Source organism: Micromonospora sp. NPDC023737 (genome assembly GCF_040639715.1).
Taxonomy (GTDB): domain Bacteria; phylum Actinomycetota; class Actinomycetes; order Mycobacteriales; family Micromonosporaceae; genus Micromonospora.
On the sequence record NZ_JBFAAL010000010.1, the window covers coordinates 104,736 to 127,013 of the forward strand.

22 protein-coding genes are annotated in these 22,278 nt (G+C 70.9%); 8 read left to right on the forward strand and 14 right to left on the reverse strand.

What is annotated here, in order from left to right; all coding sequences use genetic code 11:
• The first annotated feature begins 108 nt into the window (after positions 1 to 108).
• On the forward strand, positions 109 to 1,140 hold the full coding sequence (gene glpX / locus AB0F98_RS21185; RefSeq protein WP_357737788.1) for a class II fructose-bisphosphatase: 1,032 nt from the start codon (positions 109 to 111) through the stop codon (positions 1,138 to 1,140).
• Positions 1,141 to 1,166: 26 nt separating this feature from the next.
• Positions 1,167 to 2,111, forward strand: a complete 945-nt coding sequence (locus tag AB0F98_RS21190; protein ID WP_357737992.1) for a DMT family transporter — start codon at positions 1,167 to 1,169, stop codon at positions 2,109 to 2,111.
• A gap of 24 nt (positions 2,112 to 2,135) precedes the next feature.
• Here the strand turns inward: AB0F98_RS21190 and AB0F98_RS21195 are convergent, their stop codons facing one another.
• From AB0F98_RS21195 to AB0F98_RS21225, 7 genes are all read right to left on the reverse strand, one after another.
• On the reverse strand, positions 2,136 to 3,728 hold the full coding sequence (locus AB0F98_RS21195) for a hypothetical protein (RefSeq protein ID WP_357737790.1): 1,593 nt from the start codon (positions 3,726 to 3,728) through the stop codon (positions 2,136 to 2,138).
• Between the two features lie 69 nt (positions 3,729 to 3,797).
• On the reverse strand, positions 3,798 to 4,766 hold the full coding sequence (locus tag AB0F98_RS21200) for an NAD(P)/FAD-dependent oxidoreductase (protein ID WP_357737792.1): 969 nt from the start codon (positions 4,764 to 4,766) through the stop codon (positions 3,798 to 3,800).
• Between the two features lie 173 nt (positions 4,767 to 4,939).
• A complete protein-coding gene (locus AB0F98_RS21205) occupies positions 4,940 to 5,584 on the reverse strand; it encodes a rhomboid family intramembrane serine protease (RefSeq protein ID WP_357737794.1) in 645 nt (214 codons plus the stop codon).
• 109 nt (positions 5,585 to 5,693) lie between these two features.
• Positions 5,694 to 6,383: a lytic transglycosylase domain-containing protein gene (locus AB0F98_RS21210; RefSeq protein ID WP_357737796.1), complete on the reverse strand. Its 690-nt coding sequence runs from the start codon at positions 6,381 to 6,383 to the stop codon at positions 5,694 to 5,696.
• A gap of 266 nt (positions 6,384 to 6,649) precedes the next feature.
• Positions 6,650 to 8,065, reverse strand: coding sequence for a PhoH family protein (locus AB0F98_RS21215; protein ID WP_357737798.1), 1,416 nt, complete (start codon positions 8,063 to 8,065; stop codon positions 6,650 to 6,652).
• 488 nt (positions 8,066 to 8,553) lie between these two features.
• Positions 8,554 to 8,892 (reverse strand): hypothetical protein, encoded by a 339-nt coding sequence (locus tag AB0F98_RS21220; protein ID WP_355143731.1) that lies wholly within the window; start codon positions 8,890 to 8,892, stop codon positions 8,554 to 8,556.
• Between the two features lie 31 nt (positions 8,893 to 8,923).
• Positions 8,924 to 9,268, reverse strand: a complete 345-nt coding sequence (locus AB0F98_RS21225; RefSeq protein WP_357737800.1) for a hypothetical protein — start codon at positions 9,266 to 9,268, stop codon at positions 8,924 to 8,926.
• A gap of 264 nt (positions 9,269 to 9,532) precedes the next feature.
• Between AB0F98_RS21225 and AB0F98_RS21230 the strand changes: the two genes are divergently transcribed.
• From AB0F98_RS21230 to otsB, 3 genes are all read left to right on the forward strand, one after another.
• Complete coding sequence (locus AB0F98_RS21230) at positions 9,533 to 9,973, forward strand: XRE family transcriptional regulator (protein ID WP_357737802.1); 441 nt, start codon at positions 9,533 to 9,535, stop codon at positions 9,971 to 9,973.
• Positions 9,974 to 10,135: 162 nt separating this feature from the next.
• The gene (locus AB0F98_RS21235; protein ID WP_357737804.1) at positions 10,136 to 10,489 is read left to right on the forward strand and encodes a hypothetical protein; all 354 of its coding nucleotides are present in this window, start codon (positions 10,136 to 10,138) and stop codon (positions 10,487 to 10,489) included.
• Between the two features lie 69 nt (positions 10,490 to 10,558).
• Positions 10,559 to 11,383 (forward strand): trehalose-phosphatase, encoded by an 825-nt coding sequence (gene otsB, locus AB0F98_RS21240; RefSeq protein ID WP_357737806.1) that lies wholly within the window; start codon positions 10,559 to 10,561, stop codon positions 11,381 to 11,383.
• A gap of 24 nt (positions 11,384 to 11,407) precedes the next feature.
• Here the strand turns inward: otsB and AB0F98_RS21245 are convergent, their stop codons facing one another.
• The 3 genes from AB0F98_RS21245 to AB0F98_RS21255 all read right to left on the reverse strand — a co-directional run bounded on the left by AB0F98_RS21245 (position 11,408) and on the right by AB0F98_RS21255 (position 15,584).
• Entirely contained in the window at positions 11,408 to 12,178 is a 771-nt protein-coding gene (locus AB0F98_RS21245; protein ID WP_357737808.1) for an isoprenyl transferase, read from the reverse strand.
• A 31-nt stretch (positions 12,179 to 12,209) separates the two neighbouring features.
• Positions 12,210 to 13,379 carry a geranylgeranyl reductase family protein gene (locus AB0F98_RS21250; RefSeq protein WP_357737995.1) on the reverse strand — a complete coding sequence of 390 codons (1,170 nt, stop codon included), beginning with the start codon at positions 13,377 to 13,379 and terminating at the stop codon, positions 12,210 to 12,212.
• 360 nt (positions 13,380 to 13,739) lie between these two features.
• The gene (locus AB0F98_RS21255) at positions 13,740 to 15,584 is read right to left on the reverse strand and encodes a phosphoenolpyruvate carboxykinase (GTP) (protein WP_357737810.1); all 1,845 of its coding nucleotides are present in this window, start codon (positions 15,582 to 15,584) and stop codon (positions 13,740 to 13,742) included.
• Between the two features lie 453 nt (positions 15,585 to 16,037).
• Between AB0F98_RS21255 and AB0F98_RS21260 the strand changes: the two genes are divergently transcribed.
• Complete coding sequence (locus tag AB0F98_RS21260) at positions 16,038 to 16,574, forward strand: GtrA family protein (protein WP_357737997.1); 537 nt, start codon at positions 16,038 to 16,040, stop codon at positions 16,572 to 16,574.
• Between the two features lie 63 nt (positions 16,575 to 16,637).
• Entirely contained in the window at positions 16,638 to 17,333 is a 696-nt protein-coding gene (locus AB0F98_RS21265; RefSeq protein WP_357737812.1) for a GtrA family protein, read from the forward strand.
• Between the two features lie 134 nt (positions 17,334 to 17,467).
• Here the strand turns inward: AB0F98_RS21265 and AB0F98_RS21270 are convergent, their stop codons facing one another.
• On the reverse strand, positions 17,468 to 18,040 hold the full coding sequence (locus tag AB0F98_RS21270; protein ID WP_076471268.1) for a PH domain-containing protein: 573 nt from the start codon (positions 18,038 to 18,040) through the stop codon (positions 17,468 to 17,470).
• A 251-nt stretch (positions 18,041 to 18,291) separates the two neighbouring features.
• Complete coding sequence (locus tag AB0F98_RS21275; RefSeq protein ID WP_357737815.1) at positions 18,292 to 19,167, reverse strand: biotin--[acetyl-CoA-carboxylase] ligase; 876 nt, start codon at positions 19,165 to 19,167, stop codon at positions 18,292 to 18,294.
• Between the two features lie 86 nt (positions 19,168 to 19,253).
• On the opposite strand from AB0F98_RS21275, the gene AB0F98_RS21280 reads away from it, so the two are divergent.
• The gene (locus AB0F98_RS21280) at positions 19,254 to 20,837 is read left to right on the forward strand and encodes an acyl-CoA carboxylase subunit beta (RefSeq protein ID WP_357737817.1); all 1,584 of its coding nucleotides are present in this window, start codon (positions 19,254 to 19,256) and stop codon (positions 20,835 to 20,837) included.
• A 75-nt stretch (positions 20,838 to 20,912) separates the two neighbouring features.
• Here AB0F98_RS21280 and AB0F98_RS21285 read toward each other — a convergent pair whose 3' ends face one another.
• Both AB0F98_RS21285 and AB0F98_RS21290 read right to left on the reverse strand, forming a co-directional pair.
• Positions 20,913 to 21,773: a hypothetical protein gene (locus AB0F98_RS21285; protein ID WP_357737819.1), complete on the reverse strand. Its 861-nt coding sequence runs from the start codon at positions 21,771 to 21,773 to the stop codon at positions 20,913 to 20,915.
• A complete protein-coding gene (locus tag AB0F98_RS21290) occupies positions 21,766 to 22,266 on the reverse strand; it encodes a SigE family RNA polymerase sigma factor (protein ID WP_350790798.1) in 501 nt (166 codons plus the stop codon). The genes AB0F98_RS21285 and AB0F98_RS21290 overlap by 8 nt, the downstream gene beginning before the upstream one ends.
• Between the last annotated feature and the right edge of the window lie 12 nt (positions 22,267 to 22,278).

The window sequence follows — 22,278 nt, forward strand, 5'->3', positions numbered from 1 at the left end:
CCCGCCCCAGCGCCGCATCCGCGATCGTGTGAGGATCAGCGACATAGCCGGCAGCGGAGGACACCCGCGACGCCGAACCACCCCGCACCGTCGCGAGGAGGAGCCGTCATGACGAACACCAGGACCCGGGTCCCGCAGAATCTGGACCGCAACCTCGCCCTCGACCTGGTCCGGGTCACCGAGGCCGCGGCGATGGCCGCCGGCCGGTGGGTCGGCCGTGGCGACAAGGAAGGCGGGGACGGGGCCGCCGTCGACGCCATGCGCAAGCTGATCAACTCGATCCCGATGCGCGGCGTGGTGGTGATCGGCGAGGGCGAGAAGGACAACGCCCCGATGCTCTTCAACGGTGAGGAGGTCGGCGACGGGACCGGCCCGGCGGTGGACGTCGCGGTCGATCCGATCGACGGCACCACGCTGATGAGCAAGGGGATGCCGAACGCCCTCGCGGTGCTGGCGGTCGCCGAGCGGGGTGCGATGTTCGACCCCAGCGCCGTCTTCTACATGGAGAAGCTCGCCGTCGGCCCGGCCTACGCCGACGTGGTGGACATCAACGCGGGCGTGGCCGACAACCTGCGCCGCATCGCACGGGTCAAGGGCACCGACGTCTCCGAGGTGACGGTCTGCGTGCTGGACCGCCCCCGGCACAAGGACCTGGTCGAGCAGATCCGGCGGGCCGGCGCGGGCATCCGGTTCATCTCCGACGGAGACATCGCCGGCGCCATCGCGGCCGCCCGGGGTGAGTCGGACGTCGACGTGCTGATGGGCATCGGCGGCACCCCTGAGGGGATCACCTCCGCCTGCGCGCTCAAGTGCATGGGCGGGATGATGCAGGCGAAGCTCTGGCCGAAGGACGACGAGGAGCGGGACAAGGCCGTGGCCGCCGGCCACGACCTGGACCGGGTGCTCTTCACCGACGACCTGGTGACCGGCGACAACTGCTTCTTCGTGGCCACCGGCGTCACCTCCGGGGACCTGCTGCGGGGAGTGCGCTACCGCGCGGGCGGGGCGTACACCCAGTCGATCGTGATGCGCTCGAAGAGCGGCACGATCCGCGTGATCGACTCGTACCACCGCCTGGAGAAGCTCGCGCTCTACTCGGCCGTCGACTTCGACGGCCGCCCCCTGGCCGAGCAGGAGTGAGCGCCGCCACCACCGACCGGCCCGTCCTGCCGGCGACCCAGCGGATCGCCGGGGTGGGTCTGGCGACCGTCTCCGGCGTCGCCGTCGCCGTGCAGTCGAGGATCAACGGCGAGTTGGGCGTACGCCTCGGCGACGGTTTCGGCGCCGCGGTGATCTCCTTCGGCATCGGTCTGCTGGTGCTGCTGGTGCTGGTTCCCACCTCTCCGGCCGGGCGGCGTGGCCTGGTCACCCTGCGCACGGCACTGGGTAGTGGCGCGTTGCGGCCCTGGCAGTGTCTGGGCGGCGTGTTCGGTGCCTTCCTGGTGGCCACCCAGGGACTCACCATCGGCACGCTCGGCGTGGCGGTCTTCACCGTGGCCGTGGTGGCCGGTCAGTCCGGCAGCAGCCTGGCGGTCGACCGGGCCGGCATCGGCCCTGCCGGCGCACATCCGATCACCGGCCAACGGCTGGCCGGCGCCGCCCTCGCGGTGGTCGCGGTGCTCCTGTCCGTCAGCGACCGGTTCGACCAGCCGGACACGCTGGTGCTCGCCGTGCTGCCGCTGCTCGCCGGCGTCGGCATCGCCTGGCAACAGGCGGTCAACGGGCGGGTGCGGGGTGCCTCGGGCAGCGCGTTGACCGCCACCCTGGTGAACTTCACCGTCGGCACAGTGGCCCTGCTCGTGGCGTTCGCCATCGACGTGGCGGTACGGGGCTGGCCCACCGGGAGCCTGCCCGCCGAGCCCTGGCTCTACCTGGGCGGTCCGATCGGCATCGTCTTCATCGCGGTCGCCGCGGCGATCGTCCGCTTCACCGGCGTGCTGCTGCTCGGCCTGGCCACCATCGCCGGCCAGGTCGTCGGTGCCGTCCTGGTGGACCTGGTCGTGCCGACGGCCGCGTCGCACCCCACCCTCACCACCCTGGGCGGGGCCGCTCTCACGCTGGTCGCCGTGCTCATCGCCGCAGTGGCCCCGCAACGGTCGGCGCGGCAGTGACGGCCTGAGCGGCGGGCCCGCCCGTCAGGCCGGTGGCCTGATCGGCGCCCACGGGTACGCCGGGTCGACCCAGCGGGTGGGTGGCGCGACGAGACGGACCGCGCGCCATCCCAGGAGCAGCCCCGGCACGCCGGCCAGGAGCGCCAGCACCAGCGCCGTCCACAGGTACGCGGGCCGGCCGTAGAGCCACCCGACCAATGGCAGGGCGGCCATCGCCCCGGTCAGCGCGGCGGCCAGCGAGACCTCCAGCGCCCACCGGCGCGCGACGTTCGGGGCTCGGACCGGGGTCAGTGCCAGCGCGGCCACCCCGATCAGCAGCGGTACGAGCCCGACGGGCGCCACTGCGCCGAGCACGGCGGAATCGAGCCAGAGCACCAGCAGCATCCCCACCACCAGCGCCCCGAGAAGCCCCAGAGTGACGGGCAGCCAGTGAGCCGCACCGGTTCGCTTCCCGGCCCGGGCACCGGACACGGCCAGGACGAGCACCGCCAACCCGGACAGCAGCAGCACCACCCGTAGCGGATCCTGACCCCGGGAGTCGGGGCTGCTCTCGCCCAGCGTCGGTGCCCGCCCGTCGTACGGATGGTTGCCCACTGTCGCGCCGGCGAAGCCGATCCGCGCCCAGCCACCGTCGGCGCTCCGGAGTGCGAAGCCGTCGCGGCCGTTGGCGACCAGCACCAGGTGCCGGCCGTCCGTCGTGTCCCGGACGACCAGTTCCTGCCCGCTCACCCGCGGACCCCTGAGGCCGGACTCCTCGTACTGCCGGATCAGCACCGACCGCTGCTTCTCGGTCACCTCCCAGGCTGTCCGCCACGTCCGGCCCGCGTCGTCGCTCTCGTCGACCCGGAGCCGTCCGGTCACCAGCCGGTAGCACCGCGCGGGGTTCGTCGGCGAACAGGCATGCCGGGCCGGCTCGCCCGCCGCGCCGATCCGGCTTCCCAGCGCCTCCTGTTCCGTCTCGGTGGCGTCCCGCCAGGTCGCTCCGTCGTCCTCGCTGATCCGCCATGAGTCGGCTTCGGTCGCGTAGTCGCCGTAACCGCTGCCGATGGCGGCCACGAGACGATCGTCGACGACCGCGACCCGCACCGCGTCCGGGTAGTGGATCGCGCTGGTGGCCGCAGCCGCGAACGTCGCCGCCGGCAGCAGTACCAGTAGCCGGACCATCCGTGCCGTACGTAGCCGTACCCGCTCACGCCGGGCGCCGATCCAGCTCAAGGCGGCCACGGCCAGCGCGGGCAGGGCCAGCAGATCGGTGAGGTCCGCCCGGATCACCGACGGCCCGCTCACGATGCTCCAGATCGCCGAGGCCGCGGCAGCGGCTCCGGTGTCGGACTTGACCACCGTGAAGACGGCGCCGACCAGAGTGAGCCCGAGCCCGACCGCCGTACGGGCCGGCAGTCGTGGCGCCAGCAGTGTGAGCAGGACGGCGGTCAACGGTGGCGCGACCACCAGACCCGCCACATCGCTGAGCTTGCCGGTCACCGGTCCCGGGAACTCCACCTTGAGCAGCCGGTCGTTGACCAGGAGCAGGACGAGGGCAGCCACCGAGACCGGGTGCCCCAGCCAGGCCAGCACGGCGGGAGCGCTGTCCCGTGGCTGCGGACGCGGTTCGGCCATGCGCCCAGGCTGGCAGCGGTGCGTCTCGATCCGGCCACGCCTTGAACAGCATCGGGTACCGGTGTGCGGTCAGGTGCCGTCCGAGGAGTGGCCCGGGAAGAGGTGAGCACCCGGGTCGATGGCCACCGCCGCGTTGTTCACCGCCGTGGCGGCCTCGCCGAACCCGGTGGCGATCAGCCGAACCTTGCCCGGGTACTCGGTGATGTCCCCGGCCGCGAAGACGCGGGGCAGGTTCGTGGCCATCGTGCTGTCCACGACGATGTGCCGGCGGTCCAGCCGGAGGCCCCACTCGGCGAGCGGGCCGAGGTCGGCGGTGAAACCGAGCGCCGCCACCACGGTGTCGACCGGCAGGATCTCCGCGGTGCCACCCCGTACGGTGATCTCCGCACCGGTGACCGTGTCATCGCCGTGCAGCCGGGTGACCTCGGCGTTGACCAGTATCCGGATCGGCAGCCCCAGCACCCGGGAGACGGTGGCGGCGTGCGCCCGGAACTTCTCCCGCCGGTGCACCAGCGTCACGGAGCGGGCCAGCGGGTGCAGCGTGAGCGCCCAGTCGAAGGCGGAGTCGCCACCGCCGACGATCAACACGTCCCGACCGGCCAGCTCGGCCGGCTGCGGCACGAAGTAGACGATCCCGGCGCCGACGAAGTGTTCGGCGACCGGCAACGGGCGCGGGGTGAAACTGCCCAGACCGCCGGTGACGACCACCGCGCCGCAGTGGAGCCGCTCGCCCCCGGCGAGGCCGAGCACCGGGCGTTCGTCGGCGTACGTCAGCTTCTCCGCACGGGTGCCCAGCAGGTATCGCGGGCTGAAGGGCGCAGCCTGGGCGACCAGGTTCGCCACCAGATCCCGCCCCTTGATGGACGGGAAACCGGCCACGTCGAGGATGAGTTTCTCCGGGTACATCGCGGCGACCTGGCCGCCGGGCTCCGGCAGTGCGTCGATCACCGCCACCGAGAGCCCTCGGAAACCGGCGTAGTACGCGGCGAACAAACCGGTCGGACCGGCTCCGATCACGGCGACATCGACCTCGCGCATGGCGTACCGTCGCTTCCCGCTCGCGGATCAACGCGTGCTGATGTCGACCGTATGGCCCTGGCGCGGCTCGGGGCAAGCGTGTCGCGTCGGCGGCGCACGGGCAGGTCATGACGAGTACGCGGGCCGGGTGGGGCGGTGCGGGAGAACGAGGCCCACAGGCCGGGCCGGCCCGCTCACGGCATCGAGAACGTGGACTCCGAGCGGCTCGGGTCGTGCCGGCGGCGCCGGAACAGGATGGCGGCGACCACCCCGCCGAGCAGTCCGAACAGGTGCCCCTGCCAGGAGATCCGCTCGTCGGTGGGCAGGACGCCCACCAGCTGCCAGCCGTAGAGGAGCCCGACCAGCAGGAAGACCGCGAAGTTCCACCAGCTGCGTTCGAAGATGCCGCGGGTGAACAGGATCCCCAGGTAGCCGAAGATCACCCCGCTCGCGCCGACCACCACCGAGTTGGGTGAGCCGGTGAACCACACTCCGAGCCCGCTCACCAAGATGATCAACAGGGTGGACCAGAGGAAGCGGCGGGCGCCGGCCGCGAGCACGAACGTGCCGAGCAGGATCAGCGGGATGCTGTTGCTGTAGAGGTGGTCGAAGCCGTGGTGCAGGAACGGTGAGAAGAAGACGCCGTCCAGGCCGTCGATCCGCTTGGGGATGATGCCGGCGGAGGCGTCCAGGCCGAACGCGAGACCCTGATCGACGACCTCGATGAGGAAGAGGAACGGCACCACCGCGCACATCGCGACGAAGGCCCGGCCGAGTGCGGCGTAGAACGCCTCGGTGCCGAACCGGTGGGGGTCGTTGCTTCCGGGGAGCAGGGTCACCCCACCACTGCTATCAGTAATCTCGCCCGACCGCCACTCGCGTCCCGCGCCGACACACGGGAAACGGGGCGGGTGTACGCCACCCGCCCCGTTTTCGCGCGTTTCCGGCTCAGTACCAGCCGGTGCTCTGGGAGTGCGCCCAGGCGCCGCAGGGGGTGTCGTACCGCCCCTCGATGTAGCCCAGCCCCCACTCGACCTGCGTGGCCGGGTTGGTCTTCCAGTCGTCCGCGACCGAGCCCATCTTGCTGCCCGGCAGCGCTTGGGGAATGCCGTACGCCCCGGACGAGGAGTTGCTGGCCTTGTGGTTCCACCCGCTCTCCTTGGTCCAGAGCTTGTCGAGGCAGGGGAACTCCTTGATCGGGAAGCCTGCCTTGATCATCTCTGCGCAACCGATCTTCCGGTTGCCGCTGTACTCCTCGCACGAGGCGGGGATCGGCCCGGCGTACGGCTTCGCGGCCGCGTTCTCGGCCTCTTCGGCCTTCTCGCGCTCGCGCTTGCGGGACGCCGCCGCCTCCTCGGCCCGCTTGGCCCGCTCGGCGGCGGCCTTGGCGGCTTCGGCGGCCCTCAGCTTCGCCTGGTACTCGGCGGCGCGCTGTTGCGCGTACTGCATCTGGTGGGCCGCCTGGCGCTCGCGCAGGTACTCGTGCTCCGCCTGGTCGACCTCCGCGCTGACCTGCGCCGCCAGGCCATCCTGCTGGGCTTCCCGGTCATCGCCCAGATAGACGCCGCCGGCAACACCCACGGAGAGCAGCGCGACGGCGGCCGTGCGGGCGCCCAACCGGCTCCACAGCCGACTCACGAAGTGGTCCCTTCGTCGGGGGCAAGGACACGGCGGGGTCCCGGGCCGTCGAGGGCCGGGCCCACGCCGTGAGCGCCCCGACCGTCGCCGGCCGCAGCCGACGCACCGGTGTCGTGGCGGGTGTGACGAATGACCCCTGACGATCTCTTCGGTGTGTGGGCGCTCGTGGGACACGATTGCGCACGGTGAGGCTGATGGGAAACCAAGCGACGGATTTGTGACTTGGACCACACTTGGAATGCGGACGAATCGCTATCAAAACGTCATCAGGTCGGGATGTCCTCCAGCAGGTCGGTCACCATCGCCGCGATGGGCGAGCGTTCCGAACGGCTGAGCGTCACATGGGCGAAGAGCGAGTGGCCCTTCAACGCCTCGATCACCGCGGTCACCCCGTCGTGCCGGCCGACCCGGAGATTGTCCCGCTGCGCCACGTCGTGGGTCAGCACCACCCGGGAACCCTGCCCGATCCTGGACAGCACGGTGAGCAGGACGCCACGCTCCAGGGACTGCGCCTCGTCCACGATCACGAACGCGTCGTGCAGGCTGCGGCCACGGATGTGGGTCAACGGCAGCACCTCGAGCAGGCCCCGGGAGGTGACCTCCTCCAGCACGTTCTCGTGCACCACGGCCCCGAGGGTGTCGAAGACCGCCTGCGCCCAAGGCGACATCTTCTCCGACTCGGTGCCGGGCAGGTAACCCAACTCCTGGCCGCCGACGGCGTAGAGCGGACGGAAGACGACAACCTTCTTGTGCCGGCGGCGCTCCATCACCGCCTCCAACCCCGCGCACAGGGCGAGGGCGGACTTACCGGTACCCGCCCGGCCGCCCAGCGACACGATGCCGACCGACTCGTCCAGCAGGAGGTCCAGGGCGATCCGCTGCTCCGCCGAGCGACCGTGCACGCCGAACGCCTCCCGGTCACCGCGGACCAGCCGTACCGTCTTGTCCGGCAGCACCCGGCCGAGGGCGGACCCGCGCCCGGAGTGCAGCACCAGACCGGTGTGGCAGGGCATCCCCGCCGCCTCGTCCAGGTCGAGCGTCTCACCGGCGTACAGCTGACCGATCTGCTCCTCACTGAGCTCCAGCTCGGCCATGCCCGTCCAGGTCGGGTCGCTGGCCTGACCATGCCGGTACTCGTCGGCACGCAGACCCACCGAAGCGGCCTTGACCCGCAGCGGCATGTCCTTGCTGACCAGCGTGACCGCCCGCCCTTCGGCGGCGAGGTTCAACGCCACGGAGAGGATGCGGGCGTCGTTGCTCTCATTCCGGAACCCGGGCGGCAGCACTCCGTCGTCGGTGTGGTTGAGCTCCACGCGCAACGTGCCGCCGGCGTCGTTAGCGGGCACCGGACGGTCCAGCCGCCCGTGCTGTACGCGCAGCTCGTCGAGCATGCGCAGCGACTGCCGGGCGAACCAGCCCAGCTCCGGATGATGCCGTTTGCCCTCCAATTCGGAGATCACCACGAGTGGCAGGACCACCTCGTGCTCGGAGAATCGGTGGAACGCTGCCGGGTCGGAGAGCAGCACCGAGGTGTCCAAAACGAAGGACTGGCCGGCTGGTGGGGGCTCCTTGGCGTCGGCCGGCGCGGTGGCCGCCGTGCGGCGGCTCCGGGTGGCTCGGCGGGTCACGGCAGTCGCGGCCGGGGTCTGATCGGCACCGGCAGTGGTACGGCGAGTCGTCACAGGCCTGCTCCGGCGGATGGGCACCCGGCCACCCGCGTTCCGCCTCCGCCGGTGCCCGGGGACACGGGGTCGGATGCGGGCCCCATGCGCGAGGGTCGCAGGTCCGGGCTTGCCGGTTGGCCGGGGGAACCCCGTGCCATGCCTAGACGCTAGCCCGGTACGGGCATCCCGGCTAGAGGTTGAAGGTTGCTCTCCGCCGACCGGTACCTGAACGGGCCGTCACCGGCACAGCCACGCGCAGGTCCCCGATCGGGGTACCCAGCACGTACGCCGGCGGCGCGGCCGACCCCGCGGCAGCCGGCGCGATCGGGCACGCCGGCTGCCGAGCCGAGGGCGGCGGAGCCGGCCGGGATGCATGCCCCCTGCGCGCATCCCGGCCGGTGGGACCACCGTCACCGGTCTGACGTGGCCCCGACGGTGCGTGTCCGCCGCGGACGACGCACCGCGCCTTCGACCGGTCGACCGGGCGGGGCGCCCGGTCGACCGTCTCAACCAGTTCGTCTGACCAGGGTGCCGGTCGGGTGCCGCCCGGTGACCGGGGCAGCCGGCGCCGAGAACGACGAGCCGGTGTAGGTGGTGCCGGGACGGGCCACCGTCCCGCTCACCCGGATGGTGCTGGGCGGCGGGGGCGTGGACAGCGCCGACGCGATGGCGGCCTGCGCGTCCCGGCGGCGCCGGTTCCAGGCGCCGCGGTCGCCGTCGAAGTAGCCCTGCCGATAGCCGAACCGGTAGCCGATGCGGTAGCTCAGCTGCCCGTGCAGCCGGCCGGCGGCGTAGCTGGCAGCGCCGAGCACCAGCACGAGGAAGATCGCGAGGAAGGGACTCATCGGGCGGCTCCCGGGTGCCGCCGGGGCCGCGTCATCGCTCCTCCGGATCGACCGAGGTGGGATCGGCGACCAGCAGCTGGTCCAGGTCGCCGGTGCTGACCTCCTCGACCAGCTCGACGCTGACCCGGCAGCCGTCCAGGACCACCTCCGCCACCGACGACCGGCGGATCTCCCCGCCGGCGTCGTAGACCCGTACGCTCAGCTCCGGGCAGCCGAGATGGGTACGCCAGGCGTTCCACTCGGCCCGGTCACCGACGCTCAGCGACAGGTAACGGCAGCCCCGGGCGAGGTAGAGGCGCCAGGGGGCGCTCAGGCCGGCGGCGACGCCCTCGGCGATCAGACCGAAGGCCTGGGCACGCGTCGCGAGTTCGGTCACCACACCCCCCTCGCACCGGGGGCGTGACGCATGTGAGCACCAATCGTCTCAGGCACGTGACACACCGTAGGTTGTCCCATGAGCGTGACAGTATCAGCTTTTCGTCCGCTTACGGCACCACCAATGGTCATCTATTCTGCCCAGGTGACACCCCTCAGAAGCCGCACTGGATCGTTCGCCGCAAATCCGAGCCGGCCGTCACGTTCACGTGACAACGGCGTGCCAGGGACCCCGCCTGCCGCCGAGTGGCCGTACCGTCACAAGGTGACCGAGACCGCCAACGCACGGAAGATCGCCTTCGCCACCTTCGTCCGACGGGCGCTCGACGAGGCACGAGCCACCCGGGCCTGGAGCGGCACAGAGGTCTCCCGGCGCACCGGCGTCTCCCGGCAGACCATCAACCGGTGGGTGCGCGGCGACTGGGCCAGCGATCCGGAGGCCGAGCGGGTGGTCGCCTTCTGCGAGGGCCTCGGTCTCAACCCCGCCGCCGCGTTCGCAGCCCTCGGCTGGGACCGCACCGCCGCCCCCCGCGACACCCGGACCGTCCCGCCGATGGACCCGGACGTGGAGGCACTGCTGCGGCGACTCGTCGATCCGGACGTTTCCGACGCGGAGAAGTTCCACATTCGCGAAACCATTCGCTATCTCGCTTATCGCCCAACCCTCCCGGTCGATGTCCGAAAGCGCGGGAAACAGGCCGGGTAGTTCCTCAGATAGCGAAAGAACAGCAGGTCAGACTCATTCGTTTCGCTCCGGGGCCGTAACGGGCACGCTAGCGTCCCTATTCGTACTGCTTGGGCTCGTCATCGGCGGGGGGACGGGACAAGGCCGAACCCAGCCCTGCGGGACAGAAGGAGGGGTCTGTCCATGACCCTGAAATGGTTGGCAGTCGTGGTGGCCACGGTGTCGATGACGCTGTGCGTCACCGGAAACGCGGTGACACTCGTGGTCGACGGCGGGCAGCTTCCCCTGCTCGTCAATCTTTTCACGCTCACCGCCGCCGGCACCGCGGTCGTCCTGGCCGTCCTCGCCGAACTGCACGAACGGCTGAACGACCGGGTCAGCGCGCTCACCGAGTTCCTCGTGGCGCGGCTGGACGAGATCGAGTCGCACGCCGGCGACCGCAACACCGGCTTCGTGGAGGGCTACCTGCTCAGCCACGGCCAGGAGGCGGCGGTCGTACCGTTCGGAAGACGGGGAAGAGGAGCCGCCGAACGTTGATCCGACGCCCTCACCGCAGGGTCCGCTCGACGACGAATGAGCCCGCGTTGCCGGGGTACGCTGACGCGCGTGCCGCCGTTGAATCTGGGCAACCAGCAGCCAAGGGACCTGTCGAGCGCCGACGACGCCTGGCGCGCGAACGCCGGCCGGGCGGCCGGAACGGTGCTCTTCTTCGACTTCGACGGCACGCTCGCGCCGGTCGGCGACGATCCGACCGCGGTCCAGCCCGCCCCGCGGGTGTTGACCGCGATCGAGGCGCTCGCGCCCCTGGTACGCCGGATCGCGATCGTCTCGGCCCGCCCGGTGGACTTCCTCCGTGATCGCCTCGGCGGCCTCGCCGGGGTCGACCTCTACGGTCTCTACGGCCTGGAGCAGAGCCATTCCGGGGGTGACACGGTCACCGAGCCGGCCGCCCTGCCCTGGGTGCCCACCATGGCAGAGCTGGCCGAGCTGGCCCGCGCCGAGCTTCCCGCGGGCACGCTCGTCGAGTTCAAGCGGCTCTCCGTGGCGCTGCACTGGCGTACCGCGCCCCAGCTCGGCGAGGCCGTGCAGGAGTGGGGCCAGGCTCAGGCCGACCGCCTCGGGCTGCGGGTGCAGGGCGGCCGAATGGTGCTCGAACTGAAGCCCCCGGTCGACCGGGACAAGGGCATGGTGATCGGCGAGGCGATCCAGGACGCGGACGCCGCGTGGTATTTCGGCGACGACGTCTCCGACATCAAGGCGTTCGCCGCGCTGCGCGCCCGCGCCGCCGTCGATCCGCGCTTCTTCGGCATGTGCGTGGCGGTCGCCAATCCGGAGACCGGCCAGGAGGTGGCCGACGCCGCCGACCTCACCATCGACTCACCTGCCGCGCTCGGCGACTTCCTCACCCGCGCCGCCCAGCACCTCGGCTAGCCCGCCCTCGCCCCGAGGCGCAGGTCAGGTGCCGAAGCGCCGCTGGCGGTTGGCGTACGAGCGCAGCGCGCGGAGGAAGTCGGTCTGGCGGAAGTCCGGCCAGTTCAACTCGCAGAAGTAGAACTCGGAGTGCGCCGACTGCCACAGCATGAACCCGGAGAGGCGCTGCTCCCCACTGGTCCGGATCACCAGGTCCGGATCCGGCTGGCCACGGGTGTAGAGGTGCTCGGCGATGTGTTCGACGTCCAGCCCCTCGGCCAGCTCCTCGATGCTGCCTCCGGCCGCCGCGTGCTCCAGCAGCAACGAGCGCACCGCGTCGACGATCTCGCGCCGCCCGCCGTACCCGACGGCGATGTTGACCTGCGCCCCGCCGCTGCGACCCCGCGTGCGTTCCTCGGCCGCCTTGAGCGCGGCGGCGTGGTGCGCCGGTAGCACGTCGAGCGCACCCACCATCCGCAGCCGCCAGGGGTTGCCCTCCTCGGCCAGCTCGGTGGTGAGGTCTTCGATGATCTGGAGCAGCGGGTCCAGCTCAGCGGCAGGCCGGGAGAGATTGTCGGTGGAGAGCAGCCAGAGCGTGACGTGGCCCACGCCGGCGGCGTCGCACCAGCGCAGCAACTCCTTGATCCGCTCGGCGCCCATCCGGTGGCCGTCGTTCGGGTCGACGTAACCCATTTCCCGGGCCCACCGGCGATTGCCGTCACACATGACGCCGACGTGCCGGGGCACCGGCTTACCCACGAGTTTCGCCTTGAGGCGCCGCTCGTACGCCGAGTAGACAAGGTTCCGCAGAGACATCACCTAGCAGCGTAGCGACCTGCGCCGGGCATCAGCGTCGCGGAGCCTCATCACGCGCCGGAAGACCGATCCCGATCATCGCGAGGGTGCGCGCGTTCAGCCGTCCGTCGCCCAGCCCAAGCTCCACGACGCTGCGGTAGACCCGGTCGTCGCGCCGGGCGGCACGGACCGCCGCGTCCACCACCCGCCGGTGCCGGGCCAGCGACGCCGCCAACGAGCTGTGCCGCAGGTGGGTACCGAGCCGGCGGCGGAGCGAGTGGGCGTACCGCTGGGCGGCCCGGTCCGGCGTCCCGGCCGCCGCGGCGCCGGCCAACGTCCCGGAGACCAGCGCGTAGAAGATCCCCTCTCCGGTGAACGGATTGATCAAGGAGAGGGCGTCGCCGGCCAGCACCACGCGCCGGCGGCCGGGCACCGGGCGGTGCGTCGACAGCGGCAGGTGATGGGCGCGCAGCTCCTCGACCGCGGCCGGATCGATCCCCGGCAACAGCGCGGCGAGCCGGTCGAGCAGATACGCCCGGGTCAGCGGCTCCCCCCGCAGCACCTCCCCGTAGCCGACATTCGCCCGTCCGTCGCCGATCGGGAACGACCAGGCGTACGCCGGCCAGCGCTCGCCCGAGGTGACGATGAGCTGCTCCGGTGACCCGGGAGGGGCCGGGGCGTACCCGCGCATGGCCAGCGCGAGGTGGCGGTCCGGGTTGACCGGGTGCCCGAGCAGCCGCCGGACCACCGAGCCGGCGCCGTCGGCACCGACCACTGCCCGCGCCACGATGTCCTCGTCGAGCACGACCCGGTCGGTGCTCTGCTCCACTCGCCGTACGGTGTGCCGGCGCAGTTCCGCACCGGCCGCCACCGCCGCCGCGACCAGCCGGGCGTCGAAGACCTCGCGGGGCACGGTGTACGCCGGGCGGGGCAGCGGGCGGGCCACCGTGCCGCCGCCCGGGCCGACCAGCCGCAGCGCCGGCAGCGGCGGATAGCCGGCGACCGCATCCAGCACCCCCAACTCGGCGAGGGCGTCCACCGCGTGCGCGGCGATCCCGTCACCGCAGGCCTTGTCCCGGGGGAAGTCCGCCCGGTCGAGCAGCAGCACCCGGGCATCCGCCCGCCGGGCAGCCAGCGCGGCTGCCGCGCCGGCCGGGCCCGCCCCGACCACCACCACGTCGAACTCGTCGCTCACCGCGTCGCCCTCCTCCGGCCTGCCGATCGGGGTCGCGTTCGCCGGGTCGCACCCATAAGAAGCCCTCAGGTGACCAAGCTCACTCCCCTATCCTGCCCGGTCCCCACCCCCGACCGCTGACACCACTTCTCCGGGCGCGTCCGGTCCGCCCGGACCGCAGGGAGGGTGGTCGGGCGGAGATCTGCCGCTCCCTGTTCCCGACGCTGTCGAGCTGCCCCGGATATGGGGCGCACCCGGCACGGATGGCGCGCTCGACGGGCCGAGCGCCGTGCGGCGCCCTCGCGCTGCGCCTGCCGGGCCTGCGCATCCACGCCACCAGACGGCGAACGGCCGCCGGACCTCGCGGTCCCGGCGGCCGTTCTGATGATTTCCGTATCTCGGGCAGATCTAGTGCTGCGGTTGCTCCGCGTCGAGTCGGGCGCGCAGCGCGTCCAGCTCGGCCCAGAGGACACCGGGCAGCTTGTCGCCGAACTTCTCGAACCACTCGGTGACGAGCGGCAGCTCCTGCCGCCATTCCTCCGGGTCGACCTTGAGCGCGATCCGGACGTCCTCGGGAGTCATGTCCAGACCCTCGACGTCCAACGCGTCCTGCGCGGGCACCATGCCGATCGGCGTCTCCACAGCCTCGGCGCGTCCCTCGATCCGCTCGACGATCCACTTGAGAACCCGGGAGTTCTCGCCGAATCCGGGCCACAGGAAGTTGCCGTCCGGGTCCTTGCGGAACCAGTTGACGTAGTAGATCCGCGGCAGCTTGGACTCGTCGCCGTCGACGCCCTTGCCCATCTCGATCCAGTGCCGGAAGTAGTCGCCGCCGTGGTATCCGATGAACGGCAACATCGCCATCGGGTCACGCCGCACCACTCCGACCGCTCCGGACGCGGCGGCGGTGGTCTCCGAGGAGAGCGTCGAGCCCAGGTAGACGCCGTGCACCCAGTCGCGTGCCTCGGTCACCAGCGGGACCGTGTCCCGGCGGCGACCACCGAACAGGATCGCGTCGATCGGTACACCGTTCGGGTCGTAGTAGTCCTCGGCGAGGATCGGGCACTGGGTGATCGGGGTGCAGAACCGGCTGTTCGCGTGCGAGGAGAGGCGGTCGCTCTCCGGCGTCCAGTCGTTGCCCTTCCAGTCGATCAGGTGCGCGGGCGGTTCGCCCATCCCCTCCCACCAGATGTCCCCGTCGTCGGTCAGGGCCACGTTGGTGAAGATGGAGTTGCCCCGGTCGAGCGTGCGCATCGCGTTGGCGTTGGTCTTCCAGTCGGTGCCGGGCGCGACACCGAACAGGCCGTACTCCGGGTTGACGGCGTAGAGGCGGCCGTCCGGGCCGAACCGCATCCAGGCGATGTCGTCACCGATCGTCTCGACCTTCCAGCCGGGGATCGTCGGCTCCAACATGGCCAGGTTCGTCTTGCCGCAGGCCGACGGGAAGGCGCCCGCGATGTGGTAGACCCGCCCCTCGGGCGAGGTGATCTTCAGGATCAGCATGTGCTCGGCGAGCCAACCCTCGTCCCGGCCCATGACGCTCGCGATGCGCAGCGAGTAGCACTTCTTGCCGAGCAGCGAGTTTCCGCCGTAGCCGGAGCCGTACGACCAGATCTCCCGGGTCTCCGGGAAGTGCGAAATGTACTTTGTCTCGTTGCAGGGCCAGGCCACGTCCTGCTGACCGGGCTCGAGCGGCGCACCGATCGAGTGCAGCGCGTGCACGAAGTCCGCGCTGTCCCCCATGGCGTCGAGGATCTTCCTACCCATCCGGGTCATGATGCGCATCGAGGCGACCACGTACGGGCTGTCCGTGATCTCCACACCGAACATCGGGTTCTTCGCCTCGACCGGTCCCATGCAGAACGGAATGACGTACATCGTCCGGCCGCGCATGGAACCGCGGTAGAGGTCGGTCATGGTGCGCTTCATCTCGGCCGGCGCCATCCAGTTGTTGGTGGGGCCGGCGTCCGCCTCGTCGACCGAGCAGATGAAGGTCCGTTCCTCGACCCGGGCCACATCCGAGGGATCGGTGCGGGCGTAGAAGGAGTTCGGCTTCTTCTCCGGGTTCAACCGGATCAGCGTGCCCGCCTCCACCAGCTCATCGGTGAGGCGACGCCACTCCTCGTCGGACCCGTCCACCCAGACGACCCTGTCCGGGGTGGTCAGTTCCGCGACCTCACGGACCCAGGCGAGAAGTTTGGGATGGGACGTCGGGGCCTGATCAATACCCCGAACAACAGCCGGAGCAACCATGACACATCTCCTTGTGGTCGACGCTGACCGATCTATGGGATGCACGAGTGTCGGCGGGCGGGAACCGCTTCGCCTTCGTGGAAACCTGGGATTGGGCTCAGCGTAAACCGGGCAGCCTCCCCAGTCAGTGGGACTGGTTGTGAAGAACTGCACAAGGTACGGCCACGCTGCGGCATCGCGTTCTGATACCCGTTTTTGCGCGCAGTTTCACGCAAATCCTGCAGAGAACCTCTGTCGGCGCGGTATCTGATGGAGCGCGGCCCGGGCCCCCGGGCGTCGATGCGTCAGGTCGTACGCTTCCGCCGATCCGCCCTCCGGGAGGGTTCGGACGATTACACTCTGTTCATGTCGACCGCGGTCGCCGCGGGTGCCGCCGATACCGGTCGTCCCCGCTCGTCGTTGCTGCCGGTGCCGCATGCCCTCAGCCGGTAGGCTCAGCGCGTGGCCGCGACGATGACGGGAGAGCAACAGGGCTCTCCCCCGACCCGCAGGGGCCTACTTCGAGCGCTCTTCGACCGGTTCGGTCACCTCGTCCACGAGCTGAGCAAGTTCGCCACGGTGGGCGGGATCGCCTTCCTGCTCGACTTCGCGCTCTTCAACTACCTGACCGTCGCGCAAGGTCTGGAGCAGGTCACCGCGAAGACCATCTCCACCGTGATCGCCGCGACCGTCGCCTTCCTGGGCAACCGGTTCTGGACGTGGCGGCACCGCCAGCGCAACAACCCGGCGCGCGAGTACGCGCTCTTCTTCTTCTTCAACGGGGTCGGCCTGGGCATCGCTGTCGCGTGTCTCGCCATCAGCCGGTACGGGCTGGGCAACGTCTGGCCGGAGGTGTTCCGCACCCCACTGGCCGACAACATCGCGAGCTTCATCGTCGGCACCGGGCTCGGGACGCTCTTCCGTTTCTGGTCCTACCGACGGTTCGTCTTCCCGGAAGCGGGAACCCCAGCCGTTCCGGAAGTGACGTACGACCGAGACCACAGGGCGTGACCTGCCGCCCAGCCAGTCCGGCCGGAGACTGCCGGCCCAAACCACTGTCTTAAGGTGTTCCGCATGCGTCTTGTCCGTCTGCTGCCCGAGCGCTGGCAGAAGTTCGTCCACGAGGCGCTCAAATTCGGCATCGTCGGTGGCATCAACACCGTCATCAATTACGCAGTGTTCAATGCACTGGCACTGACCGTTTTCGCGGACGGCCAGCTGAAAGCGACCGTGATCGCCACCGTGGTGGCGACGATCACGTCGTATCTGATGAATCGCCACTGGACGTACCGGGATCGCCCGAAGTCAGCGCTTCGGCGCGAATATGTCCTGTTCTTCCTCTTCAACGCGACCGGCCTGATCATTGAGCTCGGTGTCCTGGCCGCGGCCAAGTACGGCCTCGGCGTGACCAGTCTGCTGGCCTTGAACGTCGCGAAGACCGGTGGCGTGCTGCTGGCCACCATGTTCCGCTTCTGGTCCTACCGGACGTTCGTCTTCCAGCCGGCACCGGATCCGGACAAGAAGACCTGGCACAGCGTTCCGCGGGACGAGTGGGACACGATGGCCGAGATGGACCCCGTCGCCGAGCTGGCCGAGTCCGTCTCCGAACTCGAGGAGGCCCAGCCTCCGGCGGCCGGCGACCGACACCCGTCGTCCAACGGCAGCACTCCGCCGGTTCAGAAGCGGCTCCCACGTCTGACCGACACGGACCTGGACGCCGCGTTGGCCGCCGAGTTCGAGCCGATCACCCGCCCCCGCCCCCGCCGCTAACCCCACCCCGCCCCACCCGGTCCCGGGGGCCCACCCCGACCCAGCGGTGATCATGAAGTTATTGCCGCCACAGTCGGCGTGTCACGACAACAACTTCATGATCACCGCGTCGGTGGGTGGGTGTGGGGGTGGGGTTAGGCGGAGGGGTCGCGGAGGGGCTTGCCTTCGCGCATGTCGGCGAGGATCTCACGCATCTCGCCGTCGCCCAGCGAGTGCTTGTCGTGCTGCTCCTCGACCAACTCGTAGAGCTTCGTCTGCACCTGCCCCACCTGCGGCACGTCGACGAGGACGGACTGCCCGCGCTCACCAGCCGACTCGATGGTCAGCGTGCCCGCGCCGAGCAGCCGCTCGATGAACTTCTGGCTCATCGAGTGGTCGTTGACCCGGGTGAGCGGGATGTCCCGCCGGTCACGGGAGAAGACACCGTGCTGGAGCAGCACCCGCTCGTTGGTGAAGAGGTAGTGGGTGGTGCGCCAGACCAGGAACGGCCAGAGCGCGAACCAGAGCACCGCCACCAGGGCGAGCACACCGATCACGGCCAGCCCGATCGACCCGCCGGTACCGTCGGGGAGCAGGACCAGGCCGGCCACCACCGCGGCGACGGCCAGCACCAGCGCGACCACCGGCCCGATCAGGGCCTTCCAGTGCGGGTGCAGGTGCAACACGACATGCTCGTCCTCGGTGAGCACGTCTTCAGGGAACGCCACACGAACCTCCTCGCAGAAACGGACGCGGTGACCGTAACCGGCCACCGCACATCCGACCATCACCCGCGCGGTCGGCCGTCACTGGCCCCCCGCGATCCTGCCGATCGGCACCCGAAGCTCGCCAGTCACGTCGCGTCGGGTCGAAGCCGCCCGCCCAAGGGTCAGACGGCCACCCCCGGTCGTACCTGGGACGGCGAACGGAACGGGAACTGGGCCGCTGTCGAGCTGCCCCAGATGTCCGGCGCCGGGGGTCAGCGCAGGTGCAGGACGTCACCGGCGGCCAGATGACGCGGGCCCTCCGACGTCTCGACCACGAGTTGGCCGTCCGGGTCGACTCCGGTCGCGGTCCCGGTCAGCTGACCACCGTCGGGGAGCAGCACGCGTACCGGCCGGTCGATCGTGGCGCAGGCGGCCACGTACGCATCCCGGAGACCGCTGGCGATCGCATCCCCACCGGCGGTACGCCAACGGTCGTACCAGTCGGCCAGCGAGCGCAGCAGCGACCGCAACAGCGGGTCACGGTCGGTCGCCGCGGCACCGGCCAGTTGCAGCGAGGTGGCCGGCAGCCCGGTGGGATTCTCGGGCAGTTCGTCGGCGCGGAGCGTCACGTTGAGCCCGATGCCGATGACGACGGCCGGCGGCTGGGCCGGCGACGTGCCCGGCACGGCCTCGGCGAGCACCCCGGCGCACTTCGCGTCGCCGATCAGCAGGTCGTTCGGCCACTTCAGCACGGCGTCCAACTCGGCCAGGCGGGCCACCGCCGACACGAGCGCGACACCGGCCAGCAACGGCAGCCAGCCGTACCCGGTGTTCGGTGCCGCCGGCCAGCCGCGTTCCTCGACCGCCTCGCCGGGCCGGAGCAGCACGCTGGTCGCGATGCCCGCTCGCGGCGGCGACTGCCACGTCCGCCCGCGCCGGCCACGCCCGGCGTTCTGCCGCTCGGCGACCACCACCAGCCCCTCGGGTTCACCCGCGCGCGCCGCCTCGGCCGCGTCGGCGTTGGTGGAACCGGTCTCGGCTCGCAGCTCCAGCCGGGTCCACGGGCCGTGCGGCGCGACCAGCGCCCGGCGCAGCCGGGCCGCCGAGAGCGGAGGTCGGTCCAGATCGGTGTACGGAGAGCCCGGCATTCCGCCAGCCTACGGCGGGGGTGAGCAAGCGTACTGAGGTGTACTGCACAGCGGGCTCGGCCCTGAACCATCGTTATATTCCCTGGGTGACTACCGACACCGGGATCAACACCCACACCACCGCGGGCAGGTTGGCTGATCTGGAGCGCCGGGTCGACGAGGCGGTGCACGCCGGCTCGGCGCGGGCGGTCGAGAAGCAGCACGCCCGGGGCAAGAAGACGGCTCGGGAACGGATCGAACTGCTGCTCGACGAGGGCTCGTTCGTCGAGCTCGACGAGCTGGCCCGGCACCGTTCCACCAACTTCGGCCTGGAGAAGACCCGCCCGTACGGCGACGGTGTCGTGACCGGCTACGGCACGGTGGACGGCCGGCAGGTGTGCGTCTTCGCCCAGGACTTCACCGTCTTCGGCGGGTCGCTCGGCGAGGTCTTCGGCCAGAAGATCGTCAAGGTGATGGACCTGGCCATGAAGATCGGCTGCCCGGTGATCGGCATCAACGACTCCGGCGGCGCCCGTATCCAGGAGGGCGTGGTCAGTCTCGGCCTGTACGGGGAGATCTTCTTCCGCAACGTACGCGCCTCCGGTGTCATCCCGCAGATCTCCCTGGTGATGGGGCCGTGCGCGGGCGGCGCCGTGTACTCCCCCGCCGTCACCGACTTCACCGTCATGGTCGACCAGACCTCGCACATGTTCATCACCGGCCCGGACGTCATCAAGACGGTCACCGGCGAGGACGTGGGCATGGAGGAGCTGGGTGGGGCGCTGACCCACAACACCCGCAGCGGCAACGCGCACTACCTCGCTACGGACGAGGAGGACGCGATCGAGTACGTCAAGGCGCTGCTGTCGTACCTGCCGTCGAACAACCTGGACGAGCCGGTCGCCTACGACGCTCCCGCCGAACTCGAGGTCACCGACGCCGACCGGGAACTGGACACGCTGATCCCCGACTCGGCCAACCAGCCGTACGACATACACCGGGTGATCGAGCACGTGCTGGACGACGGGGAGTTCCTGGAGGTCCAGCCGCTCTACGCGCAGAACATCGTCGTCGGCTACGGCCGGGTCGAGGGGCGGCCGGTCGGCGTCGTCGCGAACCAGCCGATGCACTTCGCCGGCACGTTGGACATCGCCGCGTCGGAGAAGGCCGCCCGCTTCGTACGCACCTGCGACGCGTTCAACATCCCGGTGCTGACCTTCGTGGACGTTCCCGGCTTCCTTCCAGGCACCGGACAGGAGTGGGACGGCATCATCCGCCGGGGCGCGAAGCTGATCTACGCGTACGCCGAGGCCACCGTGCCGAAGGTCACCGTGATCACGCGGAAGGCGTACGGCGGCGCGTACGACGTGATGGGCTCGAAGCACCTCGGCGCGGACCTGAACTTCGCCTGGCCGACCGCGCAGATCGCGGTGATGGGCGCCCAGGGTGCGGTGAACATCCTCTACCGCTCCGAGCTGGCGGGCGCCGAGGACCCGGCCGCGGTGCGTGCCGAGAAGATCGCCGAGTACGAGGACACGCTCGCCAACCCGTACGTCGCGGCCGAGCGCGGGTACGTCGACTCGGTCATCCCGCCGCACGAGACGCGGAGCCAGATCGTCCGCGCGCTGCGCGTGCTGCGCACGAAGCGCGAGACCCTACCGCCGAAGAAGCACGGCAACATTCCGCTGTAGCGAGGCGAGGAAGGGCCCCTGCTGTCGGAACCGGAGGAGCAGGGGCCCTTCCGACACCCACGCCGGGCGGCACGCTCAGCACCCCGGATTGGCCGCCCGGCACATCCGCGCCGCGGCCACCACGGCCAGCTGGAGCAACTCGGCCTCGGTGCCGTCCCGCCCCAGGCCGAGCACCGCGATGAGATCACCTACCCGCACGACCGCCTTGTAGGTCGGCCGTGGCACGTCACCGAACGTCTCGCCGGTCTTCACATCCCGGGCCTGGGACACGGTGTGGCTCAGCATGACGGCGTCGTCCCCGGCGAAGCCCCGCTGGACGATCGCCCACTCGTGCACCGCCTCCGCCGTGCCACTGCGCCCCTTCGTCTCGTACGGACCGACGCTGCGCCACCGGGCGCACGGGGCGACGGTCTCGTCGAGGTCGGCGAGGAACGATTCCGCGCCCTCCCGCGTCAGCCGGTAGACGTCCTGCATCGCCAGCACGTCGCTCGGTTGGAGGGCGACGCCGGCTCGGCGTTCGCGCAGCAGGGTCTGCGAACGGGACCAGCGAGACGCCCGCCCCTCTGAACGCCCCTGGCTCGTCCGGCAGACCTCGAGCATGTCGTCGATCCGGATCGGTTCGGCCAGCCCCGCCTCGGTGAGCTGCTCAGTCGCCGAGGCGAACCCGATGTCCGCCGGCCGAAGCAGCGCATCCGAGGTGATCTCGGCGCGGGGGGACATGCTCGGGGTGGCCGACGCGGCCGGCGGTGCAGAGGGGCGGCCGGGAGCGACGAGCGCGACGGCGGAGGTCCCCGCGAGGGCCACCAGCGCTGTCGCGGCGGCGATGTTCCGCCGGGTGCGTCGCCGGGCGCGGGCACGGAGCTCCCCGGGGTCGGGCCAGCGTACGTCGCGCAGGTCCTGGTGCACCCGGTCGACGAAGGTCAGTTCGTCACGCATCGGCGGCCTCCTCCAGGTCCGAGACGGCGAGCAGCCCGGCGAGCGCGGTGCGCCCGCGGGAGAGCCGCGCCTTGACGGTCCCCACCGGGGCGTCGGTCTGCCGGGCAACCTCCGCGACCGGCATGCCGAGCAGGTAGTAGAGCGCGATGGCGGTGCGCTGCTCCTCGGGGAGCCGGCGCAGCGCGGCCACCACGTCGACGGTGTCGGTGCCAGGGGCTGGGGTCGTCTCGACGGCACCGTGCCGCAGGTACGCCCGGGCCCGGCTCCGCAGGCTGCGCCACCGGCTCACCGCGATCCGGGAGGCGACGACCCGGGTCCACGCCTCCGGGTCGTCGTAGCCGCTCACCGTCGACCAGCGCTGCCAGGTCCGGATGTACGCCTCCTGCACGGCGTCCTGCGCCTCGGCGAGGTTACCGGTGAGCACGTACACGAAGCCGAGCAACCGTTGCCGGCTGCCTCGGTAGAACTCGTCGAACCCTTCGACGTCCGGCACCTGGCTACCTCC

Excerpts from the sequence above, each read along its gene's own strand:
- AB0F98_RS21275 (WP_357737815.1), bottom strand. The coding sequence starts at position 19,167 with ATGCCGGGCTCTCCGTACACCGATCTGGACCGACCTCCGCTCTCGGCG.
- AB0F98_RS21235 (WP_357737804.1), top strand. The coding sequence starts at position 10,136 with ATGACCCTGAAATGGTTGGCAGTCGTGGTGGCCACGGTGTCGATGACG.
- AB0F98_RS21195 (WP_357737790.1), bottom strand. The coding sequence starts at position 3,728 with ATGGCCGAACCGCGTCCGCAGCCACGGGACAGCGCTCCCGCCGTGCTG.
- AB0F98_RS21285 (WP_357737819.1), bottom strand. The coding sequence starts at position 21,773 with ATGCGTGACGAACTGACCTTCGTCGACCGGGTGCACCAGGACCTGCGC.
- AB0F98_RS21245 (WP_357737808.1), bottom strand. The coding sequence starts at position 12,178 with ATGTCTCTGCGGAACCTTGTCTACTCGGCGTACGAGCGGCGCCTCAAG.
- AB0F98_RS21265 (WP_357737812.1), top strand. The coding sequence starts at position 16,638 with ATGCGTCTTGTCCGTCTGCTGCCCGAGCGCTGGCAGAAGTTCGTCCAC.
- AB0F98_RS21200 (WP_357737792.1), bottom strand. The coding sequence starts at position 4,766 with ATGCGCGAGGTCGATGTCGCCGTGATCGGAGCCGGTCCGACCGGTTTG.
- glpX (WP_357737788.1), top strand. The coding sequence starts at position 109 with ATGACGAACACCAGGACCCGGGTCCCGCAGAATCTGGACCGCAACCTC.
- AB0F98_RS21260 (WP_357737997.1), top strand. The coding sequence starts at position 16,038 with ATGACGGGAGAGCAACAGGGCTCTCCCCCGACCCGCAGGGGCCTACTT.
- AB0F98_RS21255 (WP_357737810.1), bottom strand. The coding sequence starts at position 15,584 with ATGGTTGCTCCGGCTGTTGTTCGGGGTATTGATCAGGCCCCGACGTCC.
- AB0F98_RS21220 (WP_355143731.1), bottom strand. The coding sequence starts at position 8,892 with ATGAGTCCCTTCCTCGCGATCTTCCTCGTGCTGGTGCTCGGCGCTGCC.